At 65.6% G+C, this 26,343-nt stretch carries 34 protein-coding genes; 13 read left to right on the top strand and 21 right to left on the bottom strand.

Annotated features, from left to right (window positions below):
• Positions 1-189 precede the first annotated feature (189 nt).
• Together ACH196_RS00390 and purE are read right to left on the bottom strand one after the other, a co-directional pair.
• A complete protein-coding gene (locus ACH196_RS00390) occupies positions 190-1,266 on the bottom strand; it encodes a 5-(carboxyamino)imidazole ribonucleotide synthase (protein ID WP_396643952.1) in 1,077 nt (358 codons plus the stop codon).
• Entirely contained in the window at positions 1,263-1,757 is a 495-nt protein-coding gene (gene purE, locus ACH196_RS00385) for a 5-(carboxyamino)imidazole ribonucleotide mutase (RefSeq protein WP_396643951.1), read from the bottom strand. Before purE ends, ACH196_RS00390 begins: the two co-directional genes overlap by 4 nt.
• Positions 1,758-1,942: 185 nt before the next feature.
• Between purE and ACH196_RS00380 the strand changes: the two genes are divergently transcribed.
• Positions 1,943-2,854 (top strand): acetamidase/formamidase family protein, encoded by a 912-nt coding sequence (locus ACH196_RS00380; protein ID WP_396643950.1) that lies wholly within the window; start codon positions 1,943-1,945, stop codon positions 2,852-2,854.
• 75 nt (positions 2,855-2,929) lie between these two features.
• Here ACH196_RS00380 and ACH196_RS00375 read toward each other — a convergent pair whose 3' ends face one another.
• Entirely contained in the window at positions 2,930-3,133 is a 204-nt protein-coding gene (locus tag ACH196_RS00375; RefSeq protein ID WP_396643948.1) for a YdcH family protein, read from the bottom strand.
• Between the two features lie 233 nt (positions 3,134-3,366).
• On the opposite strand from ACH196_RS00375, the gene ACH196_RS00370 reads away from it, so the two are divergent.
• On the top strand, positions 3,367-3,540 hold the full coding sequence (locus ACH196_RS00370; protein WP_396643946.1) for a YdcH family protein: 174 nt from the start codon (positions 3,367-3,369) through the stop codon (positions 3,538-3,540).
• 146 nt (positions 3,541-3,686) lie between these two features.
• Here ACH196_RS00370 and ACH196_RS00365 read toward each other — a convergent pair whose 3' ends face one another.
• The 5 genes from ACH196_RS00365 to ACH196_RS00345 form a co-directional block, all read right to left on the bottom strand.
• Positions 3,687-3,947: an ArsR/SmtB family transcription factor gene (locus ACH196_RS00365; protein ID WP_396643944.1), complete on the bottom strand. Its 261-nt coding sequence runs from the start codon at positions 3,945-3,947 to the stop codon at positions 3,687-3,689.
• Between the two features lie 31 nt (positions 3,948-3,978).
• Positions 3,979-5,226: an MFS transporter gene (locus tag ACH196_RS00360; RefSeq protein WP_396643942.1), complete on the bottom strand. Its 1,248-nt coding sequence runs from the start codon at positions 5,224-5,226 to the stop codon at positions 3,979-3,981.
• A gap of 215 nt (positions 5,227-5,441) precedes the next feature.
• On the bottom strand, positions 5,442-5,753 hold the full coding sequence (locus ACH196_RS00355; protein WP_396643940.1) for a type II toxin-antitoxin system RelE/ParE family toxin: 312 nt from the start codon (positions 5,751-5,753) through the stop codon (positions 5,442-5,444).
• 2 nt (positions 5,754-5,755) lie between these two features.
• On the bottom strand, positions 5,756-6,007 hold the full coding sequence (locus ACH196_RS00350) for a type II toxin-antitoxin system ParD family antitoxin (RefSeq protein ID WP_396643939.1): 252 nt from the start codon (positions 6,005-6,007) through the stop codon (positions 5,756-5,758).
• A gap of 82 nt (positions 6,008-6,089) precedes the next feature.
• Positions 6,090-6,281 (bottom strand): DUF1192 domain-containing protein, encoded by a 192-nt coding sequence (locus ACH196_RS00345; protein ID WP_396643937.1) that lies wholly within the window; start codon positions 6,279-6,281, stop codon positions 6,090-6,092.
• 94 nt (positions 6,282-6,375) lie between these two features.
• Between ACH196_RS00345 and ACH196_RS00340 the strand changes: the two genes are divergently transcribed.
• Positions 6,376-7,386, top strand: a complete 1,011-nt coding sequence (locus ACH196_RS00340) for an NAD(P)H-quinone oxidoreductase (protein ID WP_396644423.1) — start codon at positions 6,376-6,378, stop codon at positions 7,384-7,386.
• 86 nt (positions 7,387-7,472) lie between these two features.
• Here ACH196_RS00340 and ACH196_RS00335 read toward each other — a convergent pair whose 3' ends face one another.
• From ACH196_RS00335 to ACH196_RS00325, 3 genes are all read right to left on the bottom strand, one after another.
• Positions 7,473-7,733 carry a DUF2312 domain-containing protein gene (locus tag ACH196_RS00335; RefSeq protein ID WP_308060297.1) on the bottom strand — a complete coding sequence of 87 codons (261 nt, stop codon included), beginning with the start codon at positions 7,731-7,733 and terminating at the stop codon, positions 7,473-7,475.
• A gap of 203 nt (positions 7,734-7,936) precedes the next feature.
• Positions 7,937-8,245 carry a DUF1244 domain-containing protein gene (locus ACH196_RS00330; protein ID WP_396643936.1) on the bottom strand — a complete coding sequence of 103 codons (309 nt, stop codon included), beginning with the start codon at positions 8,243-8,245 and terminating at the stop codon, positions 7,937-7,939.
• Between the two features lie 74 nt (positions 8,246-8,319).
• Positions 8,320-9,117, bottom strand: a complete 798-nt coding sequence (locus tag ACH196_RS00325; RefSeq protein WP_396643935.1) for an N-formylglutamate amidohydrolase — start codon at positions 9,115-9,117, stop codon at positions 8,320-8,322.
• Positions 9,118-9,411: 294 nt separating this feature from the next.
• On the opposite strand from ACH196_RS00325, the gene ACH196_RS00320 reads away from it, so the two are divergent.
• Entirely contained in the window at positions 9,412-9,834 is a 423-nt protein-coding gene (locus tag ACH196_RS00320; protein WP_396644421.1) for a DUF1036 domain-containing protein, read from the top strand.
• Complete coding sequence (pyk, locus tag ACH196_RS00315; protein WP_396643934.1) at positions 9,831-11,261, top strand: pyruvate kinase; 1,431 nt, start codon at positions 9,831-9,833, stop codon at positions 11,259-11,261. Before ACH196_RS00320 ends, pyk begins: the two co-directional genes overlap by 4 nt.
• 59 nt (positions 11,262-11,320) lie before the next feature.
• Here pyk and ACH196_RS00310 read toward each other — a convergent pair whose 3' ends face one another.
• The 4 genes from ACH196_RS00310 to ACH196_RS00295 all read right to left on the bottom strand — a co-directional run bounded on the left by ACH196_RS00310 (position 11,321) and on the right by ACH196_RS00295 (position 13,761).
• Entirely contained in the window at positions 11,321-12,385 is a 1,065-nt protein-coding gene (locus tag ACH196_RS00310) for an alpha/beta fold hydrolase (RefSeq protein WP_396643933.1), read from the bottom strand.
• A gap of 52 nt (positions 12,386-12,437) precedes the next feature.
• Positions 12,438-13,040, bottom strand: a complete 603-nt coding sequence (locus ACH196_RS00305) for a tetratricopeptide repeat protein (RefSeq protein ID WP_396643932.1) — start codon at positions 13,038-13,040, stop codon at positions 12,438-12,440.
• A gap of 98 nt (positions 13,041-13,138) precedes the next feature.
• A complete protein-coding gene (ykgO, locus tag ACH196_RS00300) occupies positions 13,139-13,264 on the bottom strand; it encodes a type B 50S ribosomal protein L36 (protein WP_188824503.1) in 126 nt (41 codons plus the stop codon).
• A 197-nt stretch (positions 13,265-13,461) separates the two neighbouring features.
• Positions 13,462-13,761: a DUF1905 domain-containing protein gene (locus ACH196_RS00295; RefSeq protein ID WP_396643931.1), complete on the bottom strand. Its 300-nt coding sequence runs from the start codon at positions 13,759-13,761 to the stop codon at positions 13,462-13,464.
• Positions 13,762-13,857: 96 nt separating this feature from the next.
• On the opposite strand from ACH196_RS00295, the gene hmgA reads away from it, so the two are divergent.
• Positions 13,858-15,174, top strand: a complete 1,317-nt coding sequence (hmgA, locus tag ACH196_RS00290) for a homogentisate 1,2-dioxygenase (protein WP_396643930.1) — start codon at positions 13,858-13,860, stop codon at positions 15,172-15,174.
• A 30-nt stretch (positions 15,175-15,204) separates the two neighbouring features.
• Here hmgA and ACH196_RS00285 read toward each other — a convergent pair whose 3' ends face one another.
• From ACH196_RS00285 to hemC, 6 genes are all read right to left on the bottom strand, one after another.
• The gene (locus tag ACH196_RS00285; protein WP_396643928.1) at positions 15,205-15,924 is read right to left on the bottom strand and encodes a glutamine amidotransferase; all 720 of its coding nucleotides are present in this window, start codon (positions 15,922-15,924) and stop codon (positions 15,205-15,207) included.
• The gene (locus tag ACH196_RS00280) at positions 15,917-16,399 is read right to left on the bottom strand and encodes a TerB family tellurite resistance protein (protein WP_396643926.1); all 483 of its coding nucleotides are present in this window, start codon (positions 16,397-16,399) and stop codon (positions 15,917-15,919) included. The genes ACH196_RS00285 and ACH196_RS00280 overlap by 8 nt, the downstream gene beginning before the upstream one ends.
• A 24-nt stretch (positions 16,400-16,423) precedes the next feature.
• Entirely contained in the window at positions 16,424-18,055 is a 1,632-nt protein-coding gene (locus tag ACH196_RS00275; protein ID WP_396643924.1) for a heme biosynthesis HemY N-terminal domain-containing protein, read from the bottom strand.
• 9 nt (positions 18,056-18,064) lie between these two features.
• The gene (locus ACH196_RS00270) at positions 18,065-19,492 is read right to left on the bottom strand and encodes a COG4223 family protein (RefSeq protein ID WP_396643922.1); all 1,428 of its coding nucleotides are present in this window, start codon (positions 19,490-19,492) and stop codon (positions 18,065-18,067) included.
• 88 nt (positions 19,493-19,580) lie between these two features.
• A complete protein-coding gene (locus ACH196_RS00265) occupies positions 19,581-20,309 on the bottom strand; it encodes a uroporphyrinogen-III synthase (RefSeq protein WP_396643921.1) in 729 nt (242 codons plus the stop codon).
• Between the two features lie 3 nt (positions 20,310-20,312).
• Positions 20,313-21,242 carry a hydroxymethylbilane synthase gene (hemC, locus tag ACH196_RS00260; protein ID WP_396643919.1) on the bottom strand — a complete coding sequence of 310 codons (930 nt, stop codon included), beginning with the start codon at positions 21,240-21,242 and terminating at the stop codon, positions 20,313-20,315.
• A 105-nt stretch (positions 21,243-21,347) separates the two neighbouring features.
• Between hemC and tsaD the strand changes: the two genes are divergently transcribed.
• From tsaD to ACH196_RS00225, 7 genes are all read left to right on the top strand, one after another.
• Positions 21,348-22,433: a tRNA (adenosine(37)-N6)-threonylcarbamoyltransferase complex transferase subunit TsaD gene (gene tsaD / locus ACH196_RS00255; protein WP_396644419.1), complete on the top strand. Its 1,086-nt coding sequence runs from the start codon at positions 21,348-21,350 to the stop codon at positions 22,431-22,433.
• The gene (locus tag ACH196_RS00250; protein ID WP_396643918.1) at positions 22,430-23,407 is read left to right on the top strand and encodes an NAD(P)H-dependent glycerol-3-phosphate dehydrogenase; all 978 of its coding nucleotides are present in this window, start codon (positions 22,430-22,432) and stop codon (positions 23,405-23,407) included. The genes tsaD and ACH196_RS00250 overlap by 4 nt, the downstream gene beginning before the upstream one ends.
• A 67-nt stretch (positions 23,408-23,474) precedes the next feature.
• Positions 23,475-23,768, top strand: a complete 294-nt coding sequence (locus ACH196_RS00245; protein ID WP_396643916.1) for a YciI-like protein — start codon at positions 23,475-23,477, stop codon at positions 23,766-23,768.
• Between the two features lie 29 nt (positions 23,769-23,797).
• A complete protein-coding gene (locus ACH196_RS00240) occupies positions 23,798-24,223 on the top strand; it encodes an EVE domain-containing protein (protein ID WP_396643915.1) in 426 nt (141 codons plus the stop codon).
• 65 nt (positions 24,224-24,288) lie between these two features.
• A complete protein-coding gene (locus ACH196_RS00235) occupies positions 24,289-24,891 on the top strand; it encodes a class I SAM-dependent methyltransferase (protein WP_396644417.1) in 603 nt (200 codons plus the stop codon).
• Positions 24,892-25,165: 274 nt separating this feature from the next.
• Complete coding sequence (gene rnk / locus ACH196_RS00230; RefSeq protein WP_396643913.1) at positions 25,166-25,606, top strand: nucleoside diphosphate kinase regulator; 441 nt, start codon at positions 25,166-25,168, stop codon at positions 25,604-25,606.
• A 146-nt stretch (positions 25,607-25,752) separates the two neighbouring features.
• Entirely contained in the window at positions 25,753-26,292 is a 540-nt protein-coding gene (locus ACH196_RS00225; protein WP_396643911.1) for a nucleoside-diphosphate kinase, read from the top strand.
• The last annotated feature ends 51 nt before the right edge of the window (positions 26,293-26,343 follow it).

The raw sequence follows: 26,343 nt of genomic DNA, 5'->3' as shown, positions 1-26,343 counted from the left end.
GAGCCTATGTAACAGTTGCATGACAGTTTCGTGTCGAATGGGTAAACCGCCCGTTCAACATTTCCTACAGGTGCCCCGTGCGTCTGCGGACGATTCGTTTGGCGTGGGAAATGTCATCGGAATCCCTGCCAGCCTGAAAGGCGCGTCATAGTCCGAGGCGTATAGGCGGCAGTTTTTCGCCGGCTTACTTCAGGTCGGCCGCAGCCGCGTGAAATGTCCCATCTTGCGGCCGGGCCGGGCTTCCGCCTTACCGTAGAGATGCAGCACCAGATCGGGCTCCCGCAGCAACTCCGGCGCGCGAAGAACGTCGTCGCCGACCAGATTTTCCATCACGCAGTCGCAATGCCTGCGCGCGTCTCCCAGCGGCAGGGCAACTACGGCGCGGATATGCTGTTCGAATTGCGAGACCGCGCAGGCGGCTTCGGTCCAGTGCCCCGAATTGTGAACGCGCGGCGCGATCTCGTTGGCAAGCAGGCCGCCGTCGCCCAGCACGAAGAACTCGACGCCAATGACGCCGACATAGTCCAGCGCCTCAAGTATGGAGAACGCCGCCTCGGTCGCCGCCTTCGCGGTCGCCGGCGAAACAGAAGCTGGCAAAGTCGAGCTATGGAGGATGCCGTGCCGGTGCACGTTTTCGGCGGGATCGAAAGCGGCGATTGCGCCATCCGCCGCGCGCGCCGCGATCACCGAAATCTCGCGGTCGAACGGCACGAATTTTTCGAGGATAAGCGGCACGCCGCCCATCGCGGCGAAATCGCCGGCCGGATCGTCCGCGAAGTCGCGGAACAGGCGCTGGCCTTTTCCATCATAACCCAGCCGCCGTGTCTTCAATATGCCGCTGCCGCCAAACGCTGCCAGCCCGGCGGCGAGATCGCCATCGCTGCCGACGGCCCGGAAATCGGCGGTCTTCACGCCGATGTCGTTGAGAAACGTCTTTTCGGTCAGCCGATCCTGCGACACTTTTAACGCACGAGGCGGCGGAAAAACTGGAACGGAGGCCGCAAGCCGTTCGGCGGCGGCGACCGGCACGTTCTCGAACTCGTAGGTCACGACGGCAGACACATGCGCCAATTCGTCCAGCGCGGCCGGATCGTCATAGGCAGCGACTATCTGCCTGTTAGCAACTTGCGCGGCCGGGCAATCCGCCTGCGGCTCCAGGATCACGGTGCGATAGCTCAGCCGCGCCGCGGCCATCGCCAGCATGCGGCCGAGCTGGCCGCCGCCGATGATGCCGATGGTCGAATTTTGCTGAAGCGGCTTTGTCATGCGTCGGATGGCGCCTCGGCCACGGCGGCGGTCTGCCGCGAGCGCCAGTCCTCCAGCCGTGCCGCCAGCCCCTCGTCGGTGAGGGCAAGGACAGCGGCGGCCAGCAGCGCGGCATTCACCGCGCCGGCCCGCCCGATCGCCAGCGTGCCCACGGGAATGCCTGCCGGCATCTGGACTATGGAAAGCAAAGAGTCCTGTCCGGACAACGCCTTGGATTCCACCGGCACGCCAAACACCGGCAGTGAGGTCAAGGCCGCCGTCATCCCCGGCAGATGGGCCGCTCCGCCGGCCCCCGCGATGATCACCTTGTGGCCGGCTGCCTTTGCGCCTGTGGCGAAATCATAAAGCCGTTTCGGGGTCCGATGCGCCGAGACGATGCGGTCGTCATGCGGCACGCCGAGCGCGTCCAGCGTCTCGGCGGCATGTTTCATGGTCGCCCAGTCGGACTGGCTGCCCATGATGATCGCCACATCGGCTCTGCGTTCGGTCACGGTGTATCCCCGATCGTACGGAATGCGGCGCATAACGGAATTCCGGGAGGCTCGCAAGGATAGCCGGCGCGGAACGGCCTGTTGCCACCACCGGCAGCATGTTCCGGCGGCGACTTTGTTCCAGGTCCGGCGAATGGCTTGACGCACGCTTGCGGCGACAGAGGCGTTTGGCTACGCCTTCGACCATGACAACGCATCGCTTTAGCGCCACCCACTGGCACAATGTGCTGGGCACCTTGCCTCCCGCCCTCACCATCGCGTCGGGCGATACGGTGATCACCGAAACGATCGACGCTCACGGCATCGACAAGGACGGCGTCAAGCGCGCCCCCGAGCCGAACCCGATGAACGGCCCGATCTTCGTGACCGGCGCCGAGCCGGGCGACGCGCTGAAGGTCGAAATCCTGCGGATGACGCCGATCCGCGCCACGGGATGGACCCGGGCGTCGCTGGCGGGCAACGTCGTCGACCCGGAATTCGTCCGCGGCCTGCCGCCGCGCGACAAGACGAACTGGCGGATCGACCGGCAGGCGCTGACGGCCACCCCGGAGCCCGCCGTGCCGGGCCTCGAGCACCTCGTCCTGCCGCTGGAACCGATGATCGGCTGCTTCGGTGTGGCGCCGGGCGGCGGCCAGGCCTTCTCCACCGCGACCAGCGCCGAGAACGGCGGAAACATGGATTACCGGGGTTTTGGCCCAGGCGCGACCGTGTGGTTCCCCGTCGCCGTGCCCGGCGCCCTGTTCTTCCTCGGCGACTGCCACGCGACGCAGGGTGACGGCGAGATCGTCGGCACCGGCATCGAGACCTGCTTCGACGTCGAGATTCGCCTGACCGTCGAAAAGCACTGCAATCTTGTCTGGCCGCGTGGCGAGAGCGCCACCGACATCTTTTCGGTGGGCAACGCCAGGCCGCTCGACCAGGCGCTGCAGCATGCGACGACCGACATGTTCAACTGGCTGACCGGCGACTACGGCCTGAGCCCGCAAGCCGCCAGCCACCTCATGGGACAGGTCGTCCGTTACGACGTCGGCAACGTCTTCGACCCGGCCTTCACCATGGTCTGCCGAATCGAAAAGAAGTGGCTGCCGAAGCGCTGAAGGCCAGCAGGCGGGAACTCCGGGCTGCCCGAAATGACGTCGCGCGCATGATCAATGCGCGCGACGCCGGGCCGCTCACGCGATAATGTCGGGGATAATCCGGTCTTCCAGCGTGACCAGCCGGTCCTTGATCGCCAGTTTCTTCTTTTTCATGCGCTGGATCTGCAGCGGATCGCAGGCCATGGCGATCATCGCGTTGATCGCGGCGTCGAAATCGGCATGTTCTTGTTTGAGCTTGGCGAACTCGAGACGAATCTCGGTCTGATCCTGGTCCGACATGGGTTTCCGTCAACGAAATTCCGGCGCCGGGCGCCAAATGAGGCGGGTCCGGTCGTGCTGGGCCGCCCGGCGCGAACCCAATACCATATTTCGCCGTTTCAGGAAATCCTACCAGATCGCATTCGACATTGCCGCAATCTGGTGGCAGAGTGTCACCGTACCGTCACACGGCGGCATGGGCGGTAGCCGCGGTATGGCGTGCGATCGAGGAAACCATGAAGGGAGAAGCAAGCATGTCTCTTGCCCACCACCTTGACGAACTTCAGCGGAAACACGGCGACATCGAACGCCAGATCGACGAGGCATTGAGCCATCCGTCGGTGGACGATCTCGAAATCGTGACCCTCAAGCGACGCAAGTTGGCACTGAAAGACGAAATGGAGAAATTGAGGCATACCACGCACTGAGCCAGACATCGGTTCAGAAACGTTTCCCGGCGCCCGGCGGCAATTCTTGCCGCTAGGGCGGTAGTTGGTTTTTATCTGCGAGCCTTCACATCGCTGCTCGACAGAATGTCGAGGCGTTGGCAATCCGATTTATGCTTGGGTCGGCCTCATGCCGTCCAGAACTGATCCAGCCAGATGTTCAGTTTGAGAAAGCCGTTTTCGCTGACGGCATAGACGCGCCGCGTTCCCTCGGCCCTGGCGCTCACCAGCCCGGCATCCAGCAGGACTTTCAGATGCTGCGAGACCGCCGGCCTCGACACCGGCAGGCCGGAGGCCAATTCACCGACCGTCTTCGGCCCGCGCCGGAGTTCTTCCAGCAGATGTCGCCGGTGTGGGTCTGCAATTGCCGCGAACGCGTCAGTGAGCATGACCTAATGGTGCGGCAAGTCCCGAAAATACTCAACCGTCTTGTTCGGGCTTGATTCGCGGATCAAGCCGCGCCGCTTCGGGGGTCGCGCCACGCTCGGACGGCATGGTCTTGAACGCCTCGCGGGCATCGACGGGCACCGGCGCGCGCTTCGAGATGCGCAGCAGCGTGTAGGCGGCTAGCGCGATATGCGCGGCGGCCGTCGCCAGGAACAGGCTCTCCGGCCGCATCCAGCTCATCAGCAATGACCCCAGCAGCGGGCCGATCATCGTGCCGAACCCGTAGAGCAGCAGCAGGCCGCCCGACACTTTCACGAAATCTTCGGGACTCGCATGATCGTTGGCGTGCGCCACCGCCAGCGAATAGAGCGTGTAGGCGAGCGCGCCATAGCAGGCGGTCATGACGATGACCGTTACGCCGCCGCGTGGCGTGGCGAAGAACACAAGCAGGCCGAACAGCGCCGCGCCCAGCGAGGCAGCGGCGAGCACGTAGCGCCGGTCCGTCCGGTCCGAGACGCGGCCGACAGGCAGTTGCATGGCGGCGCCGGCGACGACGACAAGGCTCATCATCAGCGCGATCTCGGCCGTGGTTATGCCGATGCGGGCGCCGTAGACGGCGCCCAGCGTGCCCCAGGCGCCATTGGCCACGCCGACCAGCAGGCAGCCGAAGAAGGCGACCGGCGAGTTTGCATACAGGCTTCTGACGTCGAGCGAGACGTCCTGCAGCGGCTTTGGCGTCGCGGCCGTCGACATGGCGGTCGGCAGCAGGGCGAGGCAGAAGAAGATGCCGGCCACCATGAACAGCGAATCGGAACGCACGTCCCCCGCCGCGACGATCATCTGGCCGGCCATGATCGAGGCATAGGTCACCATCATGTAGAGGCCGAAGACCGTGCCGCGGTTCTCGTTGGTCGCCTTCTCGTTCAGCCAGCTTTCGATGACCATAAAGGCGCCCGCCATGGTGAAGCCGGTGGCGGCGCGCAGGATGATCCAGGCGACGGGATGGATCATCAGCCCGGTCAGCAGCGCGATGATCGCGCCGGACGCAGCAAACGCCCCGAAAGCCCGCACATGCCCGGCGCGCCTGACAAGGCGCGGTGCAAGGAAACAGCCCGCAACGAACCCACCTGCCCAGGCCGTGCCGAGCAAGCCGAGCACGGTTGTCGAGAATCCTTCTTCCTGCCCTCGCAGCGGCAGCAGCAGACCATGCAGGCCCGACGCCGCCAGCAGGAAGGCGGTGCCGCGCAGCAGGGAAAGGATCGGCCGGTAGGTCGCAAACATCATTCAATCCGGATCAGAAGAGGAAGGGACCGGCGTTACAATAGCCGATTTCGTCCATAGCGTGACCACGACATACGACGCCGGGTGCCGCCGGCCGGCTGCTTCGTCTGCAATAGACCTCCGCCGGTTGCCCGCGCGCCCGGAGCCAACTCATGCCCAATCCTGACAGCGCGGAAAGCAACGTTGCTGAAAGAGCCTACCACCGAGGAAGATGGCTACGTCTCATCCCCGGCAAAATAGTCTCCAATGTCCCGATGCCCTTCCAGCACGTTGACGACCTCGAAGAGGTCATCTCGATAGCGGAAGAAGATCACATAGCTTCCGAATGCCACGCTGCGCAGATCCGGCCGCAATTCCGGCCTCGACCGCCCCATCGTGCCGGGCAGTGATGCAAGGTGCCGACACTTCTGGTGAAGTCGAGCGCGGAAGTTTTCAGCCGTTCTGCGGCTGCCGCTTTCCGTTGCGATGTAGAGCGTGATGTCCGCGATGTCGGCTCGGGCGACATCGGTGTAACGCAGCGTGGCCACGATCAGCCCTGTGTCCGCGCGGCCTCCCATTCATCGAGGCGCCGGTCCACGTAAGCGTCGACCTCCTCGGCGCTATGGCTGCCGCCCTTCGCGATCGACGCATCAATGGTCTCACGCAACGCCTTCAGCTTCGCCTCGCGCTCCTCCACCAGCCGCAAGCCTTCCCTGACTATCTCGCTCTGCGAACCGTAGCGGCCTTCCTTGACCAAGTCGTCGACGAAGTCTTCCCAGCGTTTTCCGATCGATACATTCACGGCGCAATCTCCTGTCTGGTCGCGCCATCCTATAACATAAATTGAACAACGAGTGTTAAGCGCTTGTCGCCCACGACCTCGCTCACTTTCGAAAAAGCGCCTCGGCCGCAGATTTCGTCTGGCCGCGTTTGGCGCGTTCTTCCTCCAGTCGTTCGATCTCGGCTTTCAGCAGCCCGATCCGTTCGGACAGTTCATCGACGGACACCAGGGATATGTCCTGGCCCACCACGTGGGCACTTGCCGGCTTGCGTGGTTCGTCGTCGAATATCGCCATCTTCGACCTCCGGTTTGCCAGATCGGCGGACACCCTACATAAGGGCTGACCCAATAGGCAATTGCGGCGGCAGGACAGATCGGAGCGAAAGATGATGGCGGACGACACGAAAATCCCGGCGCGCATGACGGCGGTGGCGATCTCGCAGCCGGGCGGGCCGCTGGTGCTCAAGCCGGAGAAACGAGCGGTTCCAGAACCCGAAGGGCGCGAGATCCTGATCCGTGTGAGCGCAGCCGGCGTCAATCGGCCGGACGTGCTTCAGCGCAAGGGCGCCTATCCGCCACCGCCCGGCGCTTCGGACCTGCCAGGGCTGGAAGTGGCGGGAACGGTGGCGGCAGTCGGCCCGGGCGTGAAGCGCTGGCGGGTCGGCGACGCGGTCTGTGCGCTGACGCCAGGCGGCGGCTATGCGGAATTCTGCAAGGTCGACGAAACCAACGCTTTGCCGGTGCCCGCGGGTTTCACCAAGACCGAGGCGGCCGCCCTTCCCGAAACCTTCTTCACCGTCTGGCACAACGTGTTCGAGCGCGGCGGCCTGAAGTCAGGAGAAACATTGCTCGTCCATGGAGGCAGTTCGGGCATCGGCACGGCCGCCATCCAACTCGCCAAGGCATTTGGCGCGACGGTCATCACCACCGCCGGTTCGCCCGACAAATGCGAAGCCTGCCGTGCGCTCGGCGCCGATCTCGCCATAGACTACAAGATGGAGGATTTCGTCGAGGCCGTAAAGACCTTTACATCAGGCAAGGGCGCCAACGTCATCCTGGACATGGTCGGCGGCAACTATGTCGACCGCAACTATTCGGCGGCGGCGGTCGAGGGGCGCATCGTGCAGATTGCCACGCAGATGGGGGCGACGGCCAGCGCCGATGTGTCGAAGATCATGGTCAAGCGCCTCGTCCACACCGGCTCGACGCTGAGGCCGCGCACCACCGAGTTCAAGGGCGCGGTCGCGGCGGCTCTGGAGGCCCAGGTCTGGCCGCTGCTCACCGCCCGCCGCGTCGTGCCGGTGATGGACATGATCTTTCCGTTCAAGGAAGCCTGGCGCGCCCACGAGCGGATGGAAGAGGGCGAGCACATCGGCAAGATCGTCCTCGACGTGGCTTGACGCACAGCGGCGCACTGCCGCCGGCATGACCGAGGCCTTCGCTCTCGGCAAGCGTCGCGCGGCCAACCACGTGGCCGCGAGAAAATTCAGGCCATGCCGAGCGCGGCCATGTAGAGGTCGAGGATCGCTTCCTCTTCCTGCCGCTCGTTGGCGTCCTTCTTGCGCAGGCGGATGATCGTCCGCACGGCCTTGGTGTCGAAACCCGTGCCCTTCATCTCGGCGTAGACGTCCTTGATGTCGTCGGCGATGGTCTGCTTTTCCTCTTCCAGTCGCTCAATGCGCTCGATGAAAGCCTTGAGCTGGCCTGCCGCGACGGTCTGGCTGGTTTCGGTGATGTCTTCGGCCATGTCTGTCTCCGAACGGCGATTGAAAGGGCCGCGACTCGGAAGCGCGGCGAGGACGCGGTTCGATGCCCGAAGCGTGAAGGAGGGTCAAGAGCGATGCGTGTTGCCGTCCGGGAATGCCCATACCGGAGCGGGCAGGCGGGCGTTTGTGGCGCGACGGGTCGCCAGTCAGCTTCCGCCGCGATCCATTGGAAACAGGCCGCCTGTCAATGGTCCTTCGGGCGATTCTGCTCGAAGACGGCCTTCTTGGCGTCGGAAGCCTCGGTCTGGTGTAGCGCCTGCCATTCGGCATAGGGCATGCCGTAGACGATTTCGCGAGACGCTTCCTTCGACAGGTCGGTGCCGGACGCTTCAGCCGCCTCGCGATACCAGTTCGACAGGCAGTTGCGGCAAAAACCCGCGAGGTTCATCAGGTCGATATTCTGCACGTCGCTTCGTTCGCGCAAATGCTCGACCAGCCGCCGGAAAGCCGCCGCCTCGAAATCGCGCTTCTGGTCGTCGCTCAGTTCGGACATGTCGGCCTCCACCGGCTCGCGTTCGGGATCGCATCGCGGCCTGTCATTCGCAGGCCGGTTTTACCCAAATCCCACTAGAAGGGGCCGGTGCGCGAACCATATTGTTTCACCACATGTATATCGGGTTGCCGGTTGATTGCGTCAACGATCGGCGCGAGCCGCTCGGCCCAGGCCTCGGCGCCGGTCTCGTCGGCAATCAAATCCTGCCGAATCTCCAGCAGCGCATGGGCGAAGCCGTTGACGATCGCGTGCTTGTACATGGTGTCGCCCTTCAGCGCGCCGTCATAAGGCTCGTTGTCGCCGATCGTGAGCAGCGGGTCGGCCGCCAGCATCTCGATCAGCGGTTTTGCCACGCGATCGTCCAGGTCCCATAACACGCCGGCATGCCACGGGCGCACCCGGCCCTGCATGACCGGCGTGAAGGAATGGATGGAAAAGATGAAGGGCGCGGCGCCGCTCTCATGCGCCACCGACGCGATCATGGCACCGACGGCATCCTGGTAGGGACGGTAGAACATGTCCAGCCGCCGCTCGCGCTCCGCATCCGTCATCGGATAGTTGGCGGGCACGATCGTCCCGTCATAGAGCTGGCGGATCAGCGTCGGATCGTCCTCGCCCCGGTTCGGATCGATCAGCAGCCGCGAGAAGCCGGCAAAGACGGCCGGCGCGCCGAGGCGGGCGGCAAGCCCGCGGATCACTTCCTCGACGCCGATGTCGTAGGCGATGTGACGGTCGAACTCGGTTCGCGGCAGGCCGAGGTCGCCATATTCGTCCGGCAGGTCGCGGCGCGCATGGTCGGCGACCAGCAGGATGCCACGCCGCCGGTCGCCCTCGATCATCACGACGGGGGCGAAAAGTGCCGATCGTGTCATGAACATTCCATATGGATCGTTGCAATCTAAGGAAGGCACGGGTCTTTCCATGAAGCGGCGGAAGGCGCAATGCCGTTGTTTCGCCAATCTTGAGCCCGAAGTCCGAAGCGGGCTCATGATTTGGCGCGCCGGGACTTAAATCGATTGGATCGACGGGCCGCGCGCGTTGACATGCGCGCGCAGTTTTCCGAAAAGGGGTGCCCGGGAATGATTTCGTCAGCTTCAAGAGGTTTGGAAATGGTCCTTGCCGCCGGCCTGCGCAGCCGTTGCGCCGTCGCGGTTGCGGCTGTCTTCATGGCGTTCCTTGGCTTCGGCGCCGGCGAGGCGCGGGCCGATTTCCGCGTCTGCAACGCCACCCAGAACCTGGTCGGCGTCGGCATCGGTTATCGCGCCAAGGCCGGATGGGTCACCGAAGGCTGGTGGCATGTCGAGGGATCGAGCTGCAAGACGCTGATCGAGGGGCCGCTCGCCTCACGCTTCTACTATCTCTACGCCGAGGACGCCGAGCGCGGCGGCCGCTGGGACGGTCCGATCACCATGTGCGTGGCGGAAAAGGAATTCAAGATCGCCGGCGTAACCGACTGCGTGGCCAGAGGTTTTCAACGCGCCGGCTTCCAGGAATACGACACGGGTGAACAGGCAAGCTGGATGGTCCAGCTCACCGACCAGCCCGCGACCGGCGGAGATGCCGCCGCGACGGGGACGCCTACACCATGAGACGCAGCCGCAAAGTCAAGATCCTCGCCACCATCGGGCCGGCCTCCTCGTCGGTCGAGATGATCCGCAAGCTGTTCGAGGCCGGCGCCGACGTTTTTCGCATCAATATGAGCCACACCGACCACCCGCAGATGCGCACGCTGGTCGAGCGGATCCGGTCCGTCGAGGAAGCGGTCGGCAGGCCCATCGGCATCCTCGCCGACCTGCAGGGGCCAAAACTGCGCGTTGGCAAGTTTGCCGAAGGCAAGGTGGCGCTGCGGCTCGGCCAGACCTTCACCCTCGACAACGATGCGACGCCCGGCAATGCCGATCGCGTGCATTTGCCGCACCCCGAGATCCTGCAGTCGGTGCAGGTCGGCCACAGGCTGCTGATCGACGATGGAAAGCTGGAGTTGAAGGCCGTCCGCTGCGACGGCAATTCGATCGAGACGATCGTCATCGCCGGCGACAAGATTTCCGACAAGAAGGGCGTCAGCCTGCCCGACACGGAGCTTCCGGTCGGGGCGCTGACCGAGAAGGACCGCGCCGATCTCGACGCGGTGCTGGCAACCGGCGTCGACTGGGTGGCGCTGTCCTTCGTCCAGCGCCCGGACGATCTCGCAGAGGCGCGCAAGATCGCCCGCGGCCGTGCCCTGCTGATGTCGAAGATCGAGAAGCCGCAGGCGGTCGCCCGGCTGCCCGAGATCATCGAGCTTTCGGACGCGATCATGGTGGCGCGCGGCGACCTCGGCGTCGAAATGCCTCTGGAAGCCGTGCCCGGCATCCAGAAACAGATCACCCGCGCCGCGCGGCGCGCCGGCAAGCCGGTGGTCGTCGCCACGCAGATGCTGGAATCGATGATCACCGCTCCCGTGCCGACCCGCGCCGAGGTGTCGGACGTCTCGATCGCGGTCTTCGAAGGCGCCGACGCCATCATGCTGTCAGCCGAATCCGCTGCCGGCGCCTATCCGGTCGAGGCGGTGGCGATGATGAACCGCATTGCAGAGCAGGTCGAGCAGGACCCGTTCTATCCCGGCATCATCAATGCCCAGCGCTCCGAGCCCGAAGCCACAGGCGCGGACGCCGTGTCGCTGGCGGCGCGGCAGATCGCCGAAACGCTGAATCTTGCGGCGATCGTCACCTACACCGCCTCCGGCACCACCGGCCTGCGCGCCGCCCGCGAGCGGCCGCGCGTGCCGATCGTCGCACTCTCGCCGGTCGTGGCGACGGCGCGCCGGCTGTCGCTGCTGTGGGGCACGCATTGCGTGGTGACGCCCGACGCCGCCGATCTCGACGACATGGTCGAGCGCGCCTGCCGCATCGCCAAGGCAGAGGATTTCGGCAAGCAGGGCGACCGCGTCATCATCACGGCCGGCGTGCCGTTGCGCACCCCCGGCTCCACCAACATGCTGCGCATCGCCTATATCGAGGCCGACAAGCGCGCCTGAGCGGTCGAGGCCGGCCTTTCCCAAATCCGTAGCCAATCGTAGGCAGACACTGTACGCCGCTACTGCGGCGCGAGTTCCGCGCCGGCCGGCTTCTCGTCGGCGCAAACCCCTTCGCCCTGCCGGTCGCCGGCGATCCGCGCTTCGACCTCCCGCGCCATCGCATCGAGATCGACCGGCCTGCCGGCAAGTTTCTCGACCGCCGCGACGATGAGCTGCGGCGCGATCCAGTCCGGCTTGTGGCCGAGATTTTTTACCCAGACGAGTTTCGTGCTGACAATGTCGCGCGCCAGGCCAAGCGAATGCAGTTCCTCGTAGACCACCGTATCGCTGTCGCCGGAGATCACCACCGTCGGCGCCGAAATGTCGGGATAGCGCGGCGCATTGGCGAGCGCGAAGCCGTAAAGACCCCGGACGTCGATGGCGTTGGCCCGGAAAGTCGCCGGACGCAGCACCAGCGGGATGGAGGCCCGGGCCAGATAGTTTTCGGGCGTAGGATTCGGCGCGAACACGCAATCGGTCGCGGCAGCCATGCGCAGCATGCCTGCGGGATAGGCAAGCGTTTCGGAAAACAGCCGGCCGACCGCCGGCAGCGCAGCTAGGTCGTAATACCAGGAGGTGCCGCCGCCCGGCCAGGGATGGGTCGCCGCCGACACGAAAACCAGGCCGGCCACCTTCTCGGGATATTGCAGCGCGAAAGCCGCCGTCACCGCGCCGCCCAGGGAGTGGCCGACGACGACGGCCTTTTCGATGCCGAGCCGCTCCAGCAGCGCCGCCAGCGTTTTTGCTTGGCCTTCCAGCGTCTCGTTGCCGCCGCCGCGCTCCGACCAGCCATGGCCGGGGCGGTCGAAGAACAGCATTTCGGCGCGGCCCTCCAGCAGGGGCTCAAGCGGCGCCATCTGGTCCCTGAGATTGGCGCTGGCGCCATGGACGAACACCAGCGGCGGCAGGTCGGCGCCGGCCGGCGCGGGCACATGCAGATAATGGATGCGCGCCCCGCCGACCTCCACAAACGCGCCGACGGGCGGGTTGCGGCGCTCGATCAGCCAGGCGCCGATGCGCGTCGCCCCGATCAGCACGAGGACCAGGGCGAGCAGGAAGGCGACTGCGGCTGTCAGGAGATTCAAGATGGGCTGCCGGCGGGGATGATCGTTTTATACGCGCCTCGTCCGGCGTGGATCAGATGCCTTCGCCGGTCAGTTCTTCCGACAGGGTGGCGACTTCGTTCTGGGCGTTGCGCAGCATTGGATAGATGACCAGCACCCGCTGGTAGGCGTCGAGCGCCAATTCCTTGCGCTCGGTCTCTTTCATGATCTGGGCGAGGCCGGAGAGCGCGCCGAAATGCCGGGGCTCGATCTCCAGCGTTCGCTCGATGTCGGCCATCGACTTCGCATAGTTGTGCATCATGAAATGCACGGTCGCCCTGCGGTTCCAGCCCTCCGCATAGTCCGGAGACAGGGTGACGACCTGATCGAGGAAATCCAGCGCGACGTCGAATTTTTTCTTCTCGACCGCCTGCTGCGACCACTGCATCATCAGGTCGACGATGGCGCTGTCGGAGCGGTTCCATTCCTCCCAGATGCGCGAGGCGATGCGCTCGGCCGCCTTCTCGTTGCGCTCGCGCTTGAGATTGGCGAACAGTTCGTCAAGCCGCTCGGCCTTGGTCTTCGGGATAGTGGCTTCGGGTTTTTCGGTGGGAGGGGGAGAGGCCGCGTCGGCGGCGAATGCGGGAGCGGCGCCGAAAAGCACCAGTGCCGTCAGGAAAGCAAAACGATTCCGCATCCAGGGAACTCTAGGCCCCCGGAGCGGAACGTCAAACTGAAATTCGCGTGATGCCCGTGCAGGTAGGCCCGCGGCCGGGATCGTCGGCGAGCCGGGGCTCAGCCCTGGCGCGCCTTGTAGCGCGGGGCGGTCTTGTTGATGATGTAGATGCGGCCCTTGCGGCGAACCATGCGGTTGTCGCGGTGGCGGCCCTTCAGGGCCTTGAGCGAGTTCTTGATCTTCATTGGTCTGGCCTGTCGAACGGGGCCCCGGCAGGGCCTAACGGAAAGGCGCGCCCGAGAGCGCGCCCGAAAGTGTTGCTGGCTCATAAGGGGAAAGGCGACCGGCTGTCAAGCTTGCGCAGCATGGGAGATCCCGGTTTCACCCCGCTCCGCAATATGGGCGGCGACAGCGACGATGGTGCCGGACGCACAAGTGCCGTCTATCGCTGGGCAGGCCGAACTATCATGTCGACGGAAACCGGATCGCCTGCCGTTATGTTGGTTCTCCGCCTGACATCGACCTTGAGAGGCAACAAATATATCTCGTCCTTGGGGAACAGCGACGTACGGAAAACGACGCCGCCGATCTCCGCCTCGACGGGTATCACGCCCCATCCATAGGTCACGAGCTTCGATACCCGTCTGATTTCCGCGCTATGTTGCAGTGGGATCGGCGCGAAGAAGAAGGGCGACGGCCCTCTCCAGTGGATCACCTCCGCCTCGAATCTGAACTGGAGCACGGGGTCTCTCCCTGCGTTCATCCTCATTGATGGTTACATTCTCGGCGGCTACGCTTGCAACAAGCGCATAAATCGGAATGAGGGAGGAGAATGGCCATGACCCATTCCTACATGCCGGGTTTCGGCAACGACTTCGAGACGGAGACCCTGCCGGGCTCCCTGCCGCAAGGCCGCAACTCGCCGCAGCGTCCCGCCTACGGACTCTATGCCGAGCAACTTTCCGGCTCGCCCTTCACCGCGCCACGCGGCACCAACGAGCGCTCCTGGCTCTACCGCATCCGTCCGAGCGTCAAGCATCACGGCCGCTTCAAGGCGACAAGCTATCCGCTGTGGCGGACCGCGCCGAACGCGGAAAACCACGCGCTGGCGCTCGGCCAGTACCGCTGGGACCCGCTGCCGATGCCGGAGGGAGCGACCGACTTCATTTCCGGCATGCGCACCATGACCACGGCGGGCGACGCGCTCGGACAGTCCGGCATGGCCGCGCATGTCTATGCCGCCAACGTCTCGATGGTGGACGACCACTTTTTCAACGCCGACGGCGAGATGCTGGTGGTGGCGCAGCAGGGCACCCTGCGTTTCGTCACCGAGATGGGCGTCATCGAAATCAAACCCGGCGAAATCGCGGTGCTGCCGCGCGGCCTCACCTTCAAGGCCGAGATCGTCGACGGCCCGGCGCGCGGTTACGTCTGCGAAAATTACGGCGCGAAATTCACGCTGCCGGATCGCGGGCCGATCGGCGCCAACTGCCTCGCCAATCCGCGCGACTTCAAGACACCGGTCGCCTGGTTCGAGGAGAGGGAGACGCCGTGCCGGCTGATCGTCAAATGGTGCGGTTCCTTCCACGTCACCGAACTCGGCCACTCGCCGCTCGACGTGGTGGCTTGGCACGGCAACTACGCGCCCTACAAATATGACCTCGCCACCTTCTCGCCGGTCGGCGCCATCCTGTTCGACCACCCCGACCCGTCGATCTTCACCGTGCTGACCGCCCCCTCGGGCGAGGAGGGCACGGCCAACGTCGACTTCGTCATCTTTCCGCCGCGCTGGCTGGTGGCCGAGGACACTTTCCGCCCGCCCTGGTATCACCGCAACATCATGAGCGAGTTCATGGGCCTCATCCACGGACAGTATGACGCCAAGGAAAAGGGGTTTGTCCCCGGCGGCGTCAGCCTCCACAACATGATGCTGGCGCACGGCCCGGACGCCTTCGGCTTCGAGAAGGCGTCGCGCGCCGAGCTCAAGCCGGCAAAGCTCGAAAACACCATGGCCTTCATGTTCGAGACGCGCTTTCCGCAGATGCTGACCAGCTTCGCGGCCGAACTCAAGACCTTGCAGGAGGACTATATCGACTGCTGGGCGGGCCTCAGGAAACGCTTCAACGGCACGCCGGAGGGTGACTGGAGCGATTGAGCCAATCGCTGGGCTGTGATGGAAATTGCGTCAGGCCGCTTCCGGCCGGCCGAACACCGTCTCCAAAAACTCGGTCAGCCAGCGTTTCAGATGCATGTCCCAGATCATGCGGCCGCCGAGATGGTCTCGGCCTGGCTGCGCGCCGGGCAGTTCGAAACGATGCGCCCCGCGCACAACCCAGCGCTGCATCATCGCCCGCGTCAGTTCGGCATGGAACTGGATGCCCCAGGCATTGCCACCATAGCGGAACGCCTGGTTGGGATAGTGATCCGCCGTGGCGAGCAGGGTCGCGCCAGCAGGCAACGAAAATCCCTCGCGGTGGAACTGGTAGACCATCTCCGGCCAATGCATCAGCCTCTTGCCGTCCTCGGTCGGCTTGAGCGGATACCAGCCGATCTCGACGATGCCGTCGTCGCGGCTGCCGACGCTGCCGCCGAGATGGTTGACCAGCATCTGCGCGCCGAGGCAGATGCCGAGGAAGGGCCGGTTCTCGACCAGCGGCACGGCCAGCCATTCGGTCTCGCGCCTGACGAATTCGTCGCCGTCGTTGGCGCTCATCGGGCCGCCGAACACGACCGCGCCGGCGTGCTCGGCGAGCGTATCCGGCAGCGGATCGCCGAGCGGCGGCCGCCTGATGTCGAGGTCGAAACCACTCTCGGTCAGCAAATGGCCGACGCGGCCGGGGCTGGACAATTCCTGATGCAGGACGACGAGGATGCGCGGCCGCTTGCCGGCCGTCCTTCTATTCATCGGTCGGCGTGCCTTTCGCGCCCGGAACCTTGCTCGCCGCCTCCTGACGGGCCAGCACGCGCTCTCGGCGGTCGACGCCGATCAATTCGGCGACCCGCCACAAGGTGTTGTCCTCCAGTTCGTGGAGCACGCCGTCCGCATAGACCACATCCCACATCAGCCGGATGAAGGCTATGCGGCCTTCCTCGTCGAGATGCCTGCTGAGCACGCTGGTGAAGGCATAGAGGTCAACCGATTCCTGTTCGGCCTTCTCGCCCGCCTTGACAAGCTCGTCGAGTTCCCGGCCGCTGATATGATAGGAATCGGCCAGGATCTGCTTGATCCGGTCCCATTCGACATCCTGGCGGACGCCGTCGGCATCCATGACGTGGTACATCAGGGCGGCAGCCGCCACGCGCGGATCGTCCCCGCTTATGCCGCGACCTTTGGCAGCGCCCGGCAAATCCTTGAAGAAGGACTTCACTCGTTCAAGCATCGCCGACAACTCCGCGCCCGTCCGTCAGAACAATCCGAAACGCCGCGGCGCCTTGGCCGGAGCGTCGGGATCGACGCCCGGATCATCGGGCAAAGGCGGCGCGATGACAATTGCCACGCCGTCGGGTTTTTCGGGCGAACGGTCGGCAGCCGGCGGTTCCACGGCGGCACCCATCGCAGCCTTCGCAAGCGGTTCGGCGGGCCTGCGATCGTTGGCTGGCTCGGGAGGAACCGGCGCCGGCTTCGCTTCCAACTCGACGATCGGCTCAGGCGCGGCGGCTTCGGCTGGCTCCTCGACGACTATTGGAGCAGGCGCGGCGAGCACCGGCTTCTCCGCCGGCTCGGGCTCGTCCTCGATCACCCTGCCGAGACGCTCGACCGGGATGCGCCATTCGAACGCGTCGAGATGGCCGGTGACCGGCGAGACCGGCGCCCATGTGTCGGATTCGATCCCGTCCGCTACCCAGGCCGGATCGCGCGGCGCACGCACCGCCTTGCCGAGAAGCTGACGCACCTTGCCGACATCGCCCGCATCCGCCTCCTCGATGTCAGCCAGCAGCAGCCAGGCGCCTTCGCGCGGCTGCATGCGGATCGCCGATTCGGTCTCCTTGCGCGCCAGCGCGAAATCGCCGGCATCGAGCGCGGCGCGCGCCACTGCCAGCGACGATTCGGGATGATTCTGCTTGATCGACTGCAATTTCTTCGCCCGCGCCAGCCGGTCGTTGACGGCGTCGCCATGACGGGCGTGGACGTAGAGATCGGCGATATCCGGATGCGGGTTGGCTTTCCAGGCAGCTTCGAGGATTTTCGCGCCCTTGCGGGTATCGTCGCCTCGGAACAGCGCCTTGGCCGCAACGACCGCCGCCGGCACGAAATGCGGCTGAAGCCGGTTGGCCTCAAGCGCCGCCGTCTTGGCCGCGGCAAATCCGGTATCGAACAGCGCAAGGGCCTTGGCCGTCAGCAGCACGGCCCGCTTGCGGTTCGCCGCGTCGCGCTCGATCTGCCGCGTCGCCTTCTGCGCGTCGATGATCTTGATCGCGCCATCCCAGTCGCCGCGCGCGGTCTTTTCCTCCAGCGTCGAATCCGCCGCCCAGCCGAGTTGCGGCGCGAGATCGATCGCGCGGCCCGCATAATGCCGCGCCGCCGCGCCGTCGCCGAGGCGTTCGGCTTCCAGATAAAGGCCGCGCAGGCCGAGCAGCCGCGTCTCCGGATCGTCGAGCATCGCCTCGAATTTCTGGCGAGCACCGTCATGGTCGCCTTCCAGCAGCGACGCCTGCGCGTCGAGCAGTTGGATCAGCGGCTCCTGGTCGGAGCGGATCAGCTTCGCCGCCTCCTTGTTCTTCTTGCGGGCAAGTGCTGCGTCGCCGGCGCCGGCCGCGATCATGCCGGTCGACAGTGCCTGGTAGCCCCGGTCCCGCCGCCGCACGCGGAAATAACGCGAAATGGTGTAGGGGCTGTTCCAGATCGACTTGACCAGCCACCACAGGATCATCACGGCCGCGACCACGGCCACCACGCAGACGGCGGCGACCATCAGCGTGACGCGGTACTGGTAGCCGTCTAGGGTCACCACCATGTCGCCGGGACGGTCGGCAAGCCAGGCGAAACCCAGGCCAAGCAGGAAAACGACGAGGAGGAAGATCAGGATACGGATCATCTGTCGTCCTCAGGCCTTCATCGCGCCGGCAATCGCCTGGTCGACCAGCCGCTCGACATCGCGACGCGCCTTCAGATTCTCGCCGAAAGAACCGGCCGCGGCCTTGGCGGTCTCGGGAAGCGCATCGAACTCGGTGACCGCCTTGTCAAGGTCGCCGGCCTTGAGCGCGACTTCCAAACGCGCCACGATCTCCGGCACGCCGGTGCCTTCGACCTCGCCGATTGGCCGGACCGAAACCAGCGATTCGGCGCTGTTCAGCAGCCGGTCGAAATAGCCGGCATTGGGATCGGCGGGTTTTGCCGCCGCGATCATCGCGGCTGCGGCGGGTTCGACTTCGGCAAGCAGCGTCTCGCGCGTCGGCACGCCCTGCTCGGCATGGGCGCGCAGCGTTGCAAGCTCCGGCGCGTTCGGCGCGATGGCGGCAAACGTCTCGAGCTCCGCCTGGAACGGCGCGCCCCTGTCCACCGCCGATTTCAGCGCGGCGGTGGCGATGGCCAGCGCGATCTTCGGCTGCTGCGCCTGCGCGTCGACGCGGCCAGTCAGCGCCGTCACGGACTGTTCGAGCGCGGCCAGCTTGCTTTCCGTGGCCGCCGCCGATTCGCCCGCCGATTTGACCAGTGCCTCCACCGACGCGATCCGCTCGCCGAGTTGCGAGACGGCTGCCGCATCCGGCGCGCCGGCCTGGCCGAGGGCCGACACGGCCGTTTCGAGTTCCTTCATGCGGTCGCCCAGCGCCTGGACCGCCGCAGCGTCACCACCGGCGCCGGAGGACATCGCGTCTTTCAGCGCGGCGACATCGGCCTTGACCGTGTCGAGTCCGCCGGCGAGCGCCGTGACCTGACCGGACGCGTCTCCGCCGCCCGGGCCGCTTTTCAGCCCAGCGATTTCCTGTTTCAGGCTCTCTATTTCGGCGCCGAACTGGCTGCCACCCGATTGCGCAACCGGCGCGCCGAGCAGGCCGGCATACTGAAGCCCGCCCGCCGCGGCGAGCGCAACGACGCCGCCGATCACACCCGCTGCAATGCGCGAAAATCCGTCACGGCGGGGCGGTGGAGGCGGGACGGCTGCCTTGGCAGGTTCTTCGGATGCGGCCTGCGCGGCCCGTTTCGTCTCCGGCTCGTCGAAACCGTAGCCGGGCGGCTCCTGCGCCGCCTCGGCCGGCTGGTATTCCTGTTCGGGCTGCGCAGCGGTGCCGGTCTCCGTGGAAAAAGCCGCCTGAACGCTGCTCGTATCCGTCTCGCCAACGTCCGAACCCTTGCCTGCCGTCGTCTCCTTCAAGGCATCAGTCTCCGCCACAGGTTCGGCCGCGTCCGTCTCGAAAGAAGGCTGGCCGTCCGACGCCGCTTCGGCCACGCGCGAAACATCGGCCGGGTCGAGCTCGATGGTGAGAGGCTCGCGCCGTGTCTTGGAATGCCGGGTTCTCGGCGTCTTGACCATGCACTGGTCTCCGCTGTCGTTGTTCACGAGCCGGCATGCCGCCTCGGTCGATACCTATCACATCGGCTCCGGCTGAAAAGAGGGCGGGTCATGGCCGCTCCGCCACCTCAGGCAGAAGCCCGAACAATGCGGCTTCCGATGGCTCCGGTGCGACAAGAATACGCGCTTTCACAGGGTTTTCGAGCCTGTCGGCGACACGCGATGACATGCACAGATACGCCGCCCGCGCCATCCGATGGTCAAAACCCTCCGGCCAACGCAGCCTGGAAAAACAACCCGCCGCATTGGCCGAATAAAGCAGCACGGCGTCGATCGGTTCCGTTCCGACGATGTCTGCAAGCTGTTGCGACCGATAGTCGATATCCTGCGTATCGTAGGTTTCGACCACCACAACGGTCATCCCGGCCGCAGCCGCCCGGGCCTCGAAATCGCTGAGGCGAACCTTTCCGGTCAAATAAGCAACGGTAGCGCCGGGACGAAGACGCGCGCTGATGAGACCGGCAAGAGACTCCACATCGCCGGTGGCGGCTGTCACGTTCCGGAACCCGCGTTCGCGGGCCTCTGCGGCAGTGCGTTCGCCGACGGCGAAACAGGGGCGGTCGCCGAAGCTCGCGAGCAATGGGGCAGGCGAATACCGAAGCGCGTTGGCGCTGGTCACCGCCACGGCGTCGACCGTTGAAAATAGCGACGCGGCCTCAACGGGCAGTGCCACCGTGCGGGTCAGGGGCAGTTCGACCGGCCGGTGCCCCAGTTCCGCGAGACGCCGGGCGGTGCGCGCGGCGCCCGGCTGCGGGCGGGTCACCAGCACTTTTGCCACAAGTCAGGTCCAGCTCTCGAAGAAGCGCGTTCCGGCTTTTTCGCGCACGGCCTCGCCGGCACGGCGGCCAAGGTTTTCCGGTCCCCCGATGCTGCCGCCCATCGCGACATCGAACGCAGTCTGCCCGTCCGGCGACAGGATCAATCCAGCAAAATGCATATCGCAGTCATCCACCGTCGCGTAACCAGCGATCGGTGTACGGCAGGACCCATCGAGTGCGGCTAGGAAGGCGCGCTCGCAAAGCAAGGCTACGCAGGTTGGACCATCGTTGATCGGCATTACCAATCGCTCCACCCGGGCGTCGCCGATACGGCTCTCGATGCAGATCGCGCCCTGCCCCGGCGCCGGTGGAAATTTTTCGAGCGGCATCAGGTCGGTGATGACATCGGCCATGCCAAGCCGCCTCAGGCCGGCATGGGCGAGGATCGTCCCGTGAACTTGCCCCTCCTCCAGCTTGCGCAGCCGCGTCTGCACATTGCCGCGAAACGTCACCACCGAAATGTCGGGCCGCATCCTCCGGATCAGCGCCTGCCGGCGCAGCGACGACGACCCGACCGTCGCGCCATGCGGCAGCGATTCGATCGTGACGGCCGCCTTTCCGACGAATCCGTCGCGCGCATCCTCGCGCGGCAGGAAGGCGGAGAGCCGCAAGCCCTCGGGAAGCAGCGTCGGCATGTCCTTGGACGAATGCACGGCGATGTCGATGCTGCCGGCGAGCAGCGCTTCCTCGATCTCCTTGGTGAACAGCCCCTTGCCGCCGGCTTCCGACAGCGGCCGGTCCTGGATGCGGTCGCCGCTGGTCGAGATCACCTCGACGGCAAAGGCTTCCTCTGGCAGACCGTGCGCCGCCATCAGCCGCGCACGCGTCTCGTGCGCCTGGGCAAGTGCTAGCGGGCTTCCGCGCGTTCCGATCCTGAGAGTGGCAGTTTGCATAAGGGCGCGTCCATGATAGGCAGCCGGCCGTGACGCCCGGCGGGGCCTCTCCTAACGGGGAAATCCCCGCCGGACAATCATAGACGCTTTTTCAAGGGACAGATGATCCGCGTTCTGGGCATCGAGACCAGTTGCGACGAGACCGCCGCGAGCGTGGTGGCGCTCGACGACGCCGGGCACGTGCGCATCCTTTCCAACATCGTGCTCAGCCAGATCGAGGAACACGCGGCCTTCGGCGGCGTCGTTCCGGAGATTGCGGCGCGCGCCCATGTCGAGGCACTGGACGGTTTGATCGAGGCGGCCCTGGCCGACGCGGATACCCGACTCGCCGATATCGACGCGGTGGCCGCAACCGCCGGGCCTGGGCTGGTCGGTGGGCTGATCGTCGGGCTGATGACCGCCAAGGCGATTGCCTCGGCAGCCGGAAAGCGCCTGCTGGCGATCAACCATCTCGAGGGCCATGCACTGACGCCGCGCCTGACCGATGGGCTGTCGTTCCCCTACCTGCTGCTGCTGGTGTCCGGCGGCCATACGCAGATCGTGCTGGTGCGCGGCGTGGGCGACTACCAGCGCTGGGCGACGACGATCGACGACGCGCTGGGCGAAGCCTTCGACAAGACGGCGAAGATGCTGGGCCTGCCCTATCCCGGCGGACCGAATGTCGAGAAGGCGGCGCAGGATGGCGACGCCGGCCGTTTTGCTTTCCCCCGCCCGATGAAAGGCGAGGCACGTCCGGATTTTTCCTTCTCCGGGCTGAAGACGGCGGTTCGACAGGCTGCGACAGCGATTGCGCCGCTCGGCGAACAGGATGTCGCGGATGTGTGTGCATCATTTCAGGCGGCGGTCACCGACGCCCTCGCCGACCGGGTCGGGCGCGCACTGGTCCGATTCAACACCGAGTTTCCCGACGTAGCCGCGCCCGCACTTGTGGTGGCCGGCGGCGTCGCGGCCAACCAGACAGTTCGTGAGGCGTTGCTGGCACTTTGCGCCGAACACGGTTTCGGCTTCGTCGCCCCGCCGCTGGCGCTCTGCACCGACAATGCGGCGATGATCGCCTGGGCCGGCATCGAGCGGCTGCGCGCCGATCTCGCCGGCGAGGACGGCATGGATTTCGTGCCGCGCTCGCGCTGGCCGTTGGACAACGTGTCGGCGCCGGTGGTCGGAGCCGGACGCAGGGGCGCCAAGGCATGACGCGGATCGCGGTTCTCGGCGGCGGCGCCTGGGGCACCGCCTTGGCGCTGACGGCCTTGCGCGCCGGCAATGATGTGTCGCTGTGGGCACGCGAACCGGACGCGGCGCGCGCCATCGCCGCGGGGCAAAATCCGCGCTACCTCCCGGACATGACCTTCGAGACTGGCATCGCTACTGACACCGATATCGCGCAGTCGCTCGCAGGTGCCGAAGCTATCCTTGCCGTCATCCCTGCGCAGTCGCTGCGCGCGGTGCTGGCGCAGGCCGCGCCGCACATGCCGAAAAGCGTGCCGGTGGTGCTGTGCGCCAAGGGCATTGAAAGCGGCAGCGGAAAACTGCTGTCGGAGATCGCCGCCGAAGCCTGTCCCGCAAATCCCAGCGCGACGCTGTCCGGCCCAAGTTTCGCGACCGACGTGGCGCGCGGCATGCCGACCGCCGTCGTCGTCGCGGCGCCGTCGGAGGGCTTGGCGGCCGATCTGGCAACGGCGCTGTCGACCCGCGCCTTCCGCTGTTATTCAACCACGGACCAGACCGGCGTCGAGATCGGCGGCGCACTGAAGAATGTGCTTGCCATCGCCGCCGGCGCGACAATCGGCGCAAAGCTCGGCGCCAGCGCGCAGGCTGCATTGGTTACGCGCGGCTTTGTCGAGTTGCGGCGCATCGGAGCGGCGTTTGGCGCGCAGCCGGAAACGCTGATGGGCCTGTCCGGGCTCGGCGACCTGCTGCTCACCTGCGCCTCCGCACAGTCGCGCAATTTTGCCTACGGGCTGGCGCTCGGGCGCGGCGAGGCGCTCGCCGGAAGGCCGCTCGCCGAAGGAGTCGCCACCGCCGGCATTGCGGCGCGCATCGCCGACGAAAAAAGCGTGGAGGCGCCGATCATCGCCGCCACCGCGCTCATTCTGACCGGCAAATTGACAATCGCACAGGCGGTCGAGAACCTGATGACACGGCCGCTGAAATCCGAGGCCGACTGAATTGCGGCCGCTGGCCTTTCCGGTCGGCTGCGCATTGCGATAATAGGCATCAAACGAGGAGCCCACCATGATTTTCGTCTTCACCTGCAAGGACAAGCCCGGCCATCTGCAGACGCGGGTGGACAATCGCCCGACCCATGTCGAATACCTCAACAAGCTGAACGCCGAGGGCAGGCTGAAATTCGCCGGCCCATTCCTCGACGGCGACGGCAAGCCGTGCGGGAGCCTCGTTGCGGTCGAGGCGGCCGACCTTGCCGCCGCCAAGGAGATCGCCGCCAACGATCCGTTCTCGAAGGTCGGCCTGTTCGAAAGCGTGACCGTGCAGCAGTGGAACTGGGTGTTCAACAACCCGGCCGCCTGAGGCCGTCGATCGAGACGAGGGGAAACGCCGTGCAGTATTGGCTTTTCAAATCCGAACCGGGGTCCTTTTCCTGGGAGATGCTGAAATCCAAGGGCAAGACCGGCCAGGAGTGGGACGGCGTGCGCAACTACCAGGCGCGCAACAACATGCGCGCCATGCAGATAGGCGACCTCGGCTTCTTCTATCATTCGAACGAGGGCCTGGCCATCGTCGGCATCGCCGAGGTCTGCAAGCTGGCGCACCAGGATAGCACCACGGACGACGCACGCTGGGAATGCGTCGACATCCGAGCGGTGCGGGACGTGCCGAAACCGGTGACGCTCGACGACTGCAAGGCCAATCCGAAATTGGAGGACATGGTGCTGGTCAACAATTCCCGGCTTTCGGTGCAGCCGGTGTCGGCGGATGAGTGGCGGGAGATCTGCCGCGTCGGCGGGGTCGACCCGGCGCCGTGAACGCGCCCGGCAAGGCACCTCAATCCAGCGACAAGACCGCCTTCATCCTCGCCAACACGGCGCTGATGGCGCCGCCACATGTGCCTGAAATCATTTTGTACCTCGCCGATGAGGCGCACGACCTCTGGCATCGGACCGAGGAAGAGCTTGAGGCGATCGGCCTGCCGCCGCCCTTCTGGGCCTTCGCCTGGGCCGGCGGCCAGGGGCTTGCACGCTATGTTCTGGACAATCCGGAGTGTGCGCGCGGCCGCTCGGTTCTCGACTTCGCGACCGGCTCCGGCCTTGTAGCAATTGCCGCCGCGAAGGCCGGTGCGGCTCGCGTTACCGCCGCCGACATCGATCCCTTCTGCGAGGCGGCCGTAACGCTGAATGCGGCGGCCAATGGCGTGTCGGTGCTGTTTTCTGGCGATGATCTGATCGGGCACGACGAGGGCTGGGACACCGTGCTTGCGGGCGACGTGTTTTATGACCGCGCCTTCACGGACCGCCTTGTCCCATGGTTCACAGCGCTGGCGGCGCGCGGCGCAAAGGTACTCGTGGGTGATCCCGGCCGCTCCTACCTGCCGAAGGAGAGGCTCGGCCGGCTCGCCGTGTATAAGGTCCCGGTAACGCGTGCGCTGGAAGACGCCGAAGTGAAGCGCACGACGGTATGGAGCCTCGCCCGATAGCCCGGCGCGTCGCGCCGAGCTTGACTTTCCGTCCGCGGCATCCCACGTTCAGGGCATGTTGACCGAGCGCTTCCCTCTTCGTCTTGAGCGGGTGTGCCCTATCGCGGGCCACTGACCCCCGGCCCGGTCGCGTCGCGCCCCGGCCGCGGGGCATAGGCTGGTTTCCCCGCCTCGCGGGATGGACCGCGCCGTAGAAGGCGACATCAATCCACAATGAGTTCAAGGCCGCAGGCGCTTCCGCGCCGTTGCGGCGAAAAATTGCGAGGAGGCCGATATGGCTCCCACAAAACACAACAAGCCTGCGATCAGGGTGACCCGGTCGGACTACGAGAGTTTGTCGCGGCTGGCGGAATCCTATTCGGCAAGGAATCCCGACGTCGCGGATCAGTTGCTCGCCGAACTCGACCGCGCCCGCGTCGTCGAGGACGCACGCATCCCGGCCGATGTCGTGAGGATGGGTTCCCGCTTGCGCTTCACCACGGACGCTGGCGAAGACAGGGCCGTCACGCTGGTCTTCCCGGGCGAAGCCGACATCGCCGAGGGCAAGGTTTCTATCCTCACGCCCATCGGCGCGGCCCTGATCGGCCTCTCCGCCGGCCAGTCCATCGACTGGACGGCACGCGACGGCCGAATCCACCGGCTCACGGTCGAAAACGTCGAGCCGATGGTTCCCGCGGCTCCAGGTCAGGCATACCGGGAATTGCGGACGGCATGACCATGTGCTTCCCGCCCTGCCGCCTGTCCCTGTTCGGAGGCTGCCTCATCGCAGGATTTTAGCCCCTGCGCCGCGCCGCGCGGCCAGGGGATTCTCCATATCGTTTTTATGCAACCGCTCCTTCAGCGGAGCGATGGAGAACTGCGATGTCAAAAGAAACCTGTATCCTGACGACCAAGGACTACACCATCCTCGAGGTCATGCGCGACCGCTGCCTCGGCAGAGACGACCCGCTGGCGCCGATCCTGAAACGGAAAATCGAATCCGCCCTGGTCGTCTTCCGCGAGGACGTTCCCGTGAACGTCGCCACGCTGAGCAGCCGCGTCACCTTCAGCATCGACGGGCGCGATCCGGACACGCGCGTGATCTCGCACGACCGGATGGGCTCGCCAGTCGGCATGTTGCTGCCGATCACCACGGAGCGCGGCTTGGCGCTGCTTGGCCTCGCCGAGGGCCAGCAATTCGTCCTCACCAACAGTGACGGCGACGAAGAGGCAATCCTGCTCGAGAAGGTGCATTACCAGCCCGAAGCCGCGAGGCGCGAGAAGGAAGCCATGGCCGGACTGTCCGCGCCGGTGCAGCGCAAGCCCGCGCTGAAGCTGATCCGTGGCGCATTCTATGGCCAGCCTCGGCTGGTGCCGGCCGGACCGAACGGTTTCGACGATCCCGGCCCTTCGGCCGCATGAGGGTGCTCCACACGCCGTCTATGGAACTGAACAGATAGACTATCTTGTCCT

This window comes from Mesorhizobium sp. IMUNJ 23232, assembly GCF_044326205.1.
Classification (GTDB): Bacteria; Pseudomonadota; Alphaproteobacteria; order Rhizobiales; family Rhizobiaceae; genus Kumtagia.
This window is presented reverse-complemented; position numbering and strand designations above follow the sequence as displayed.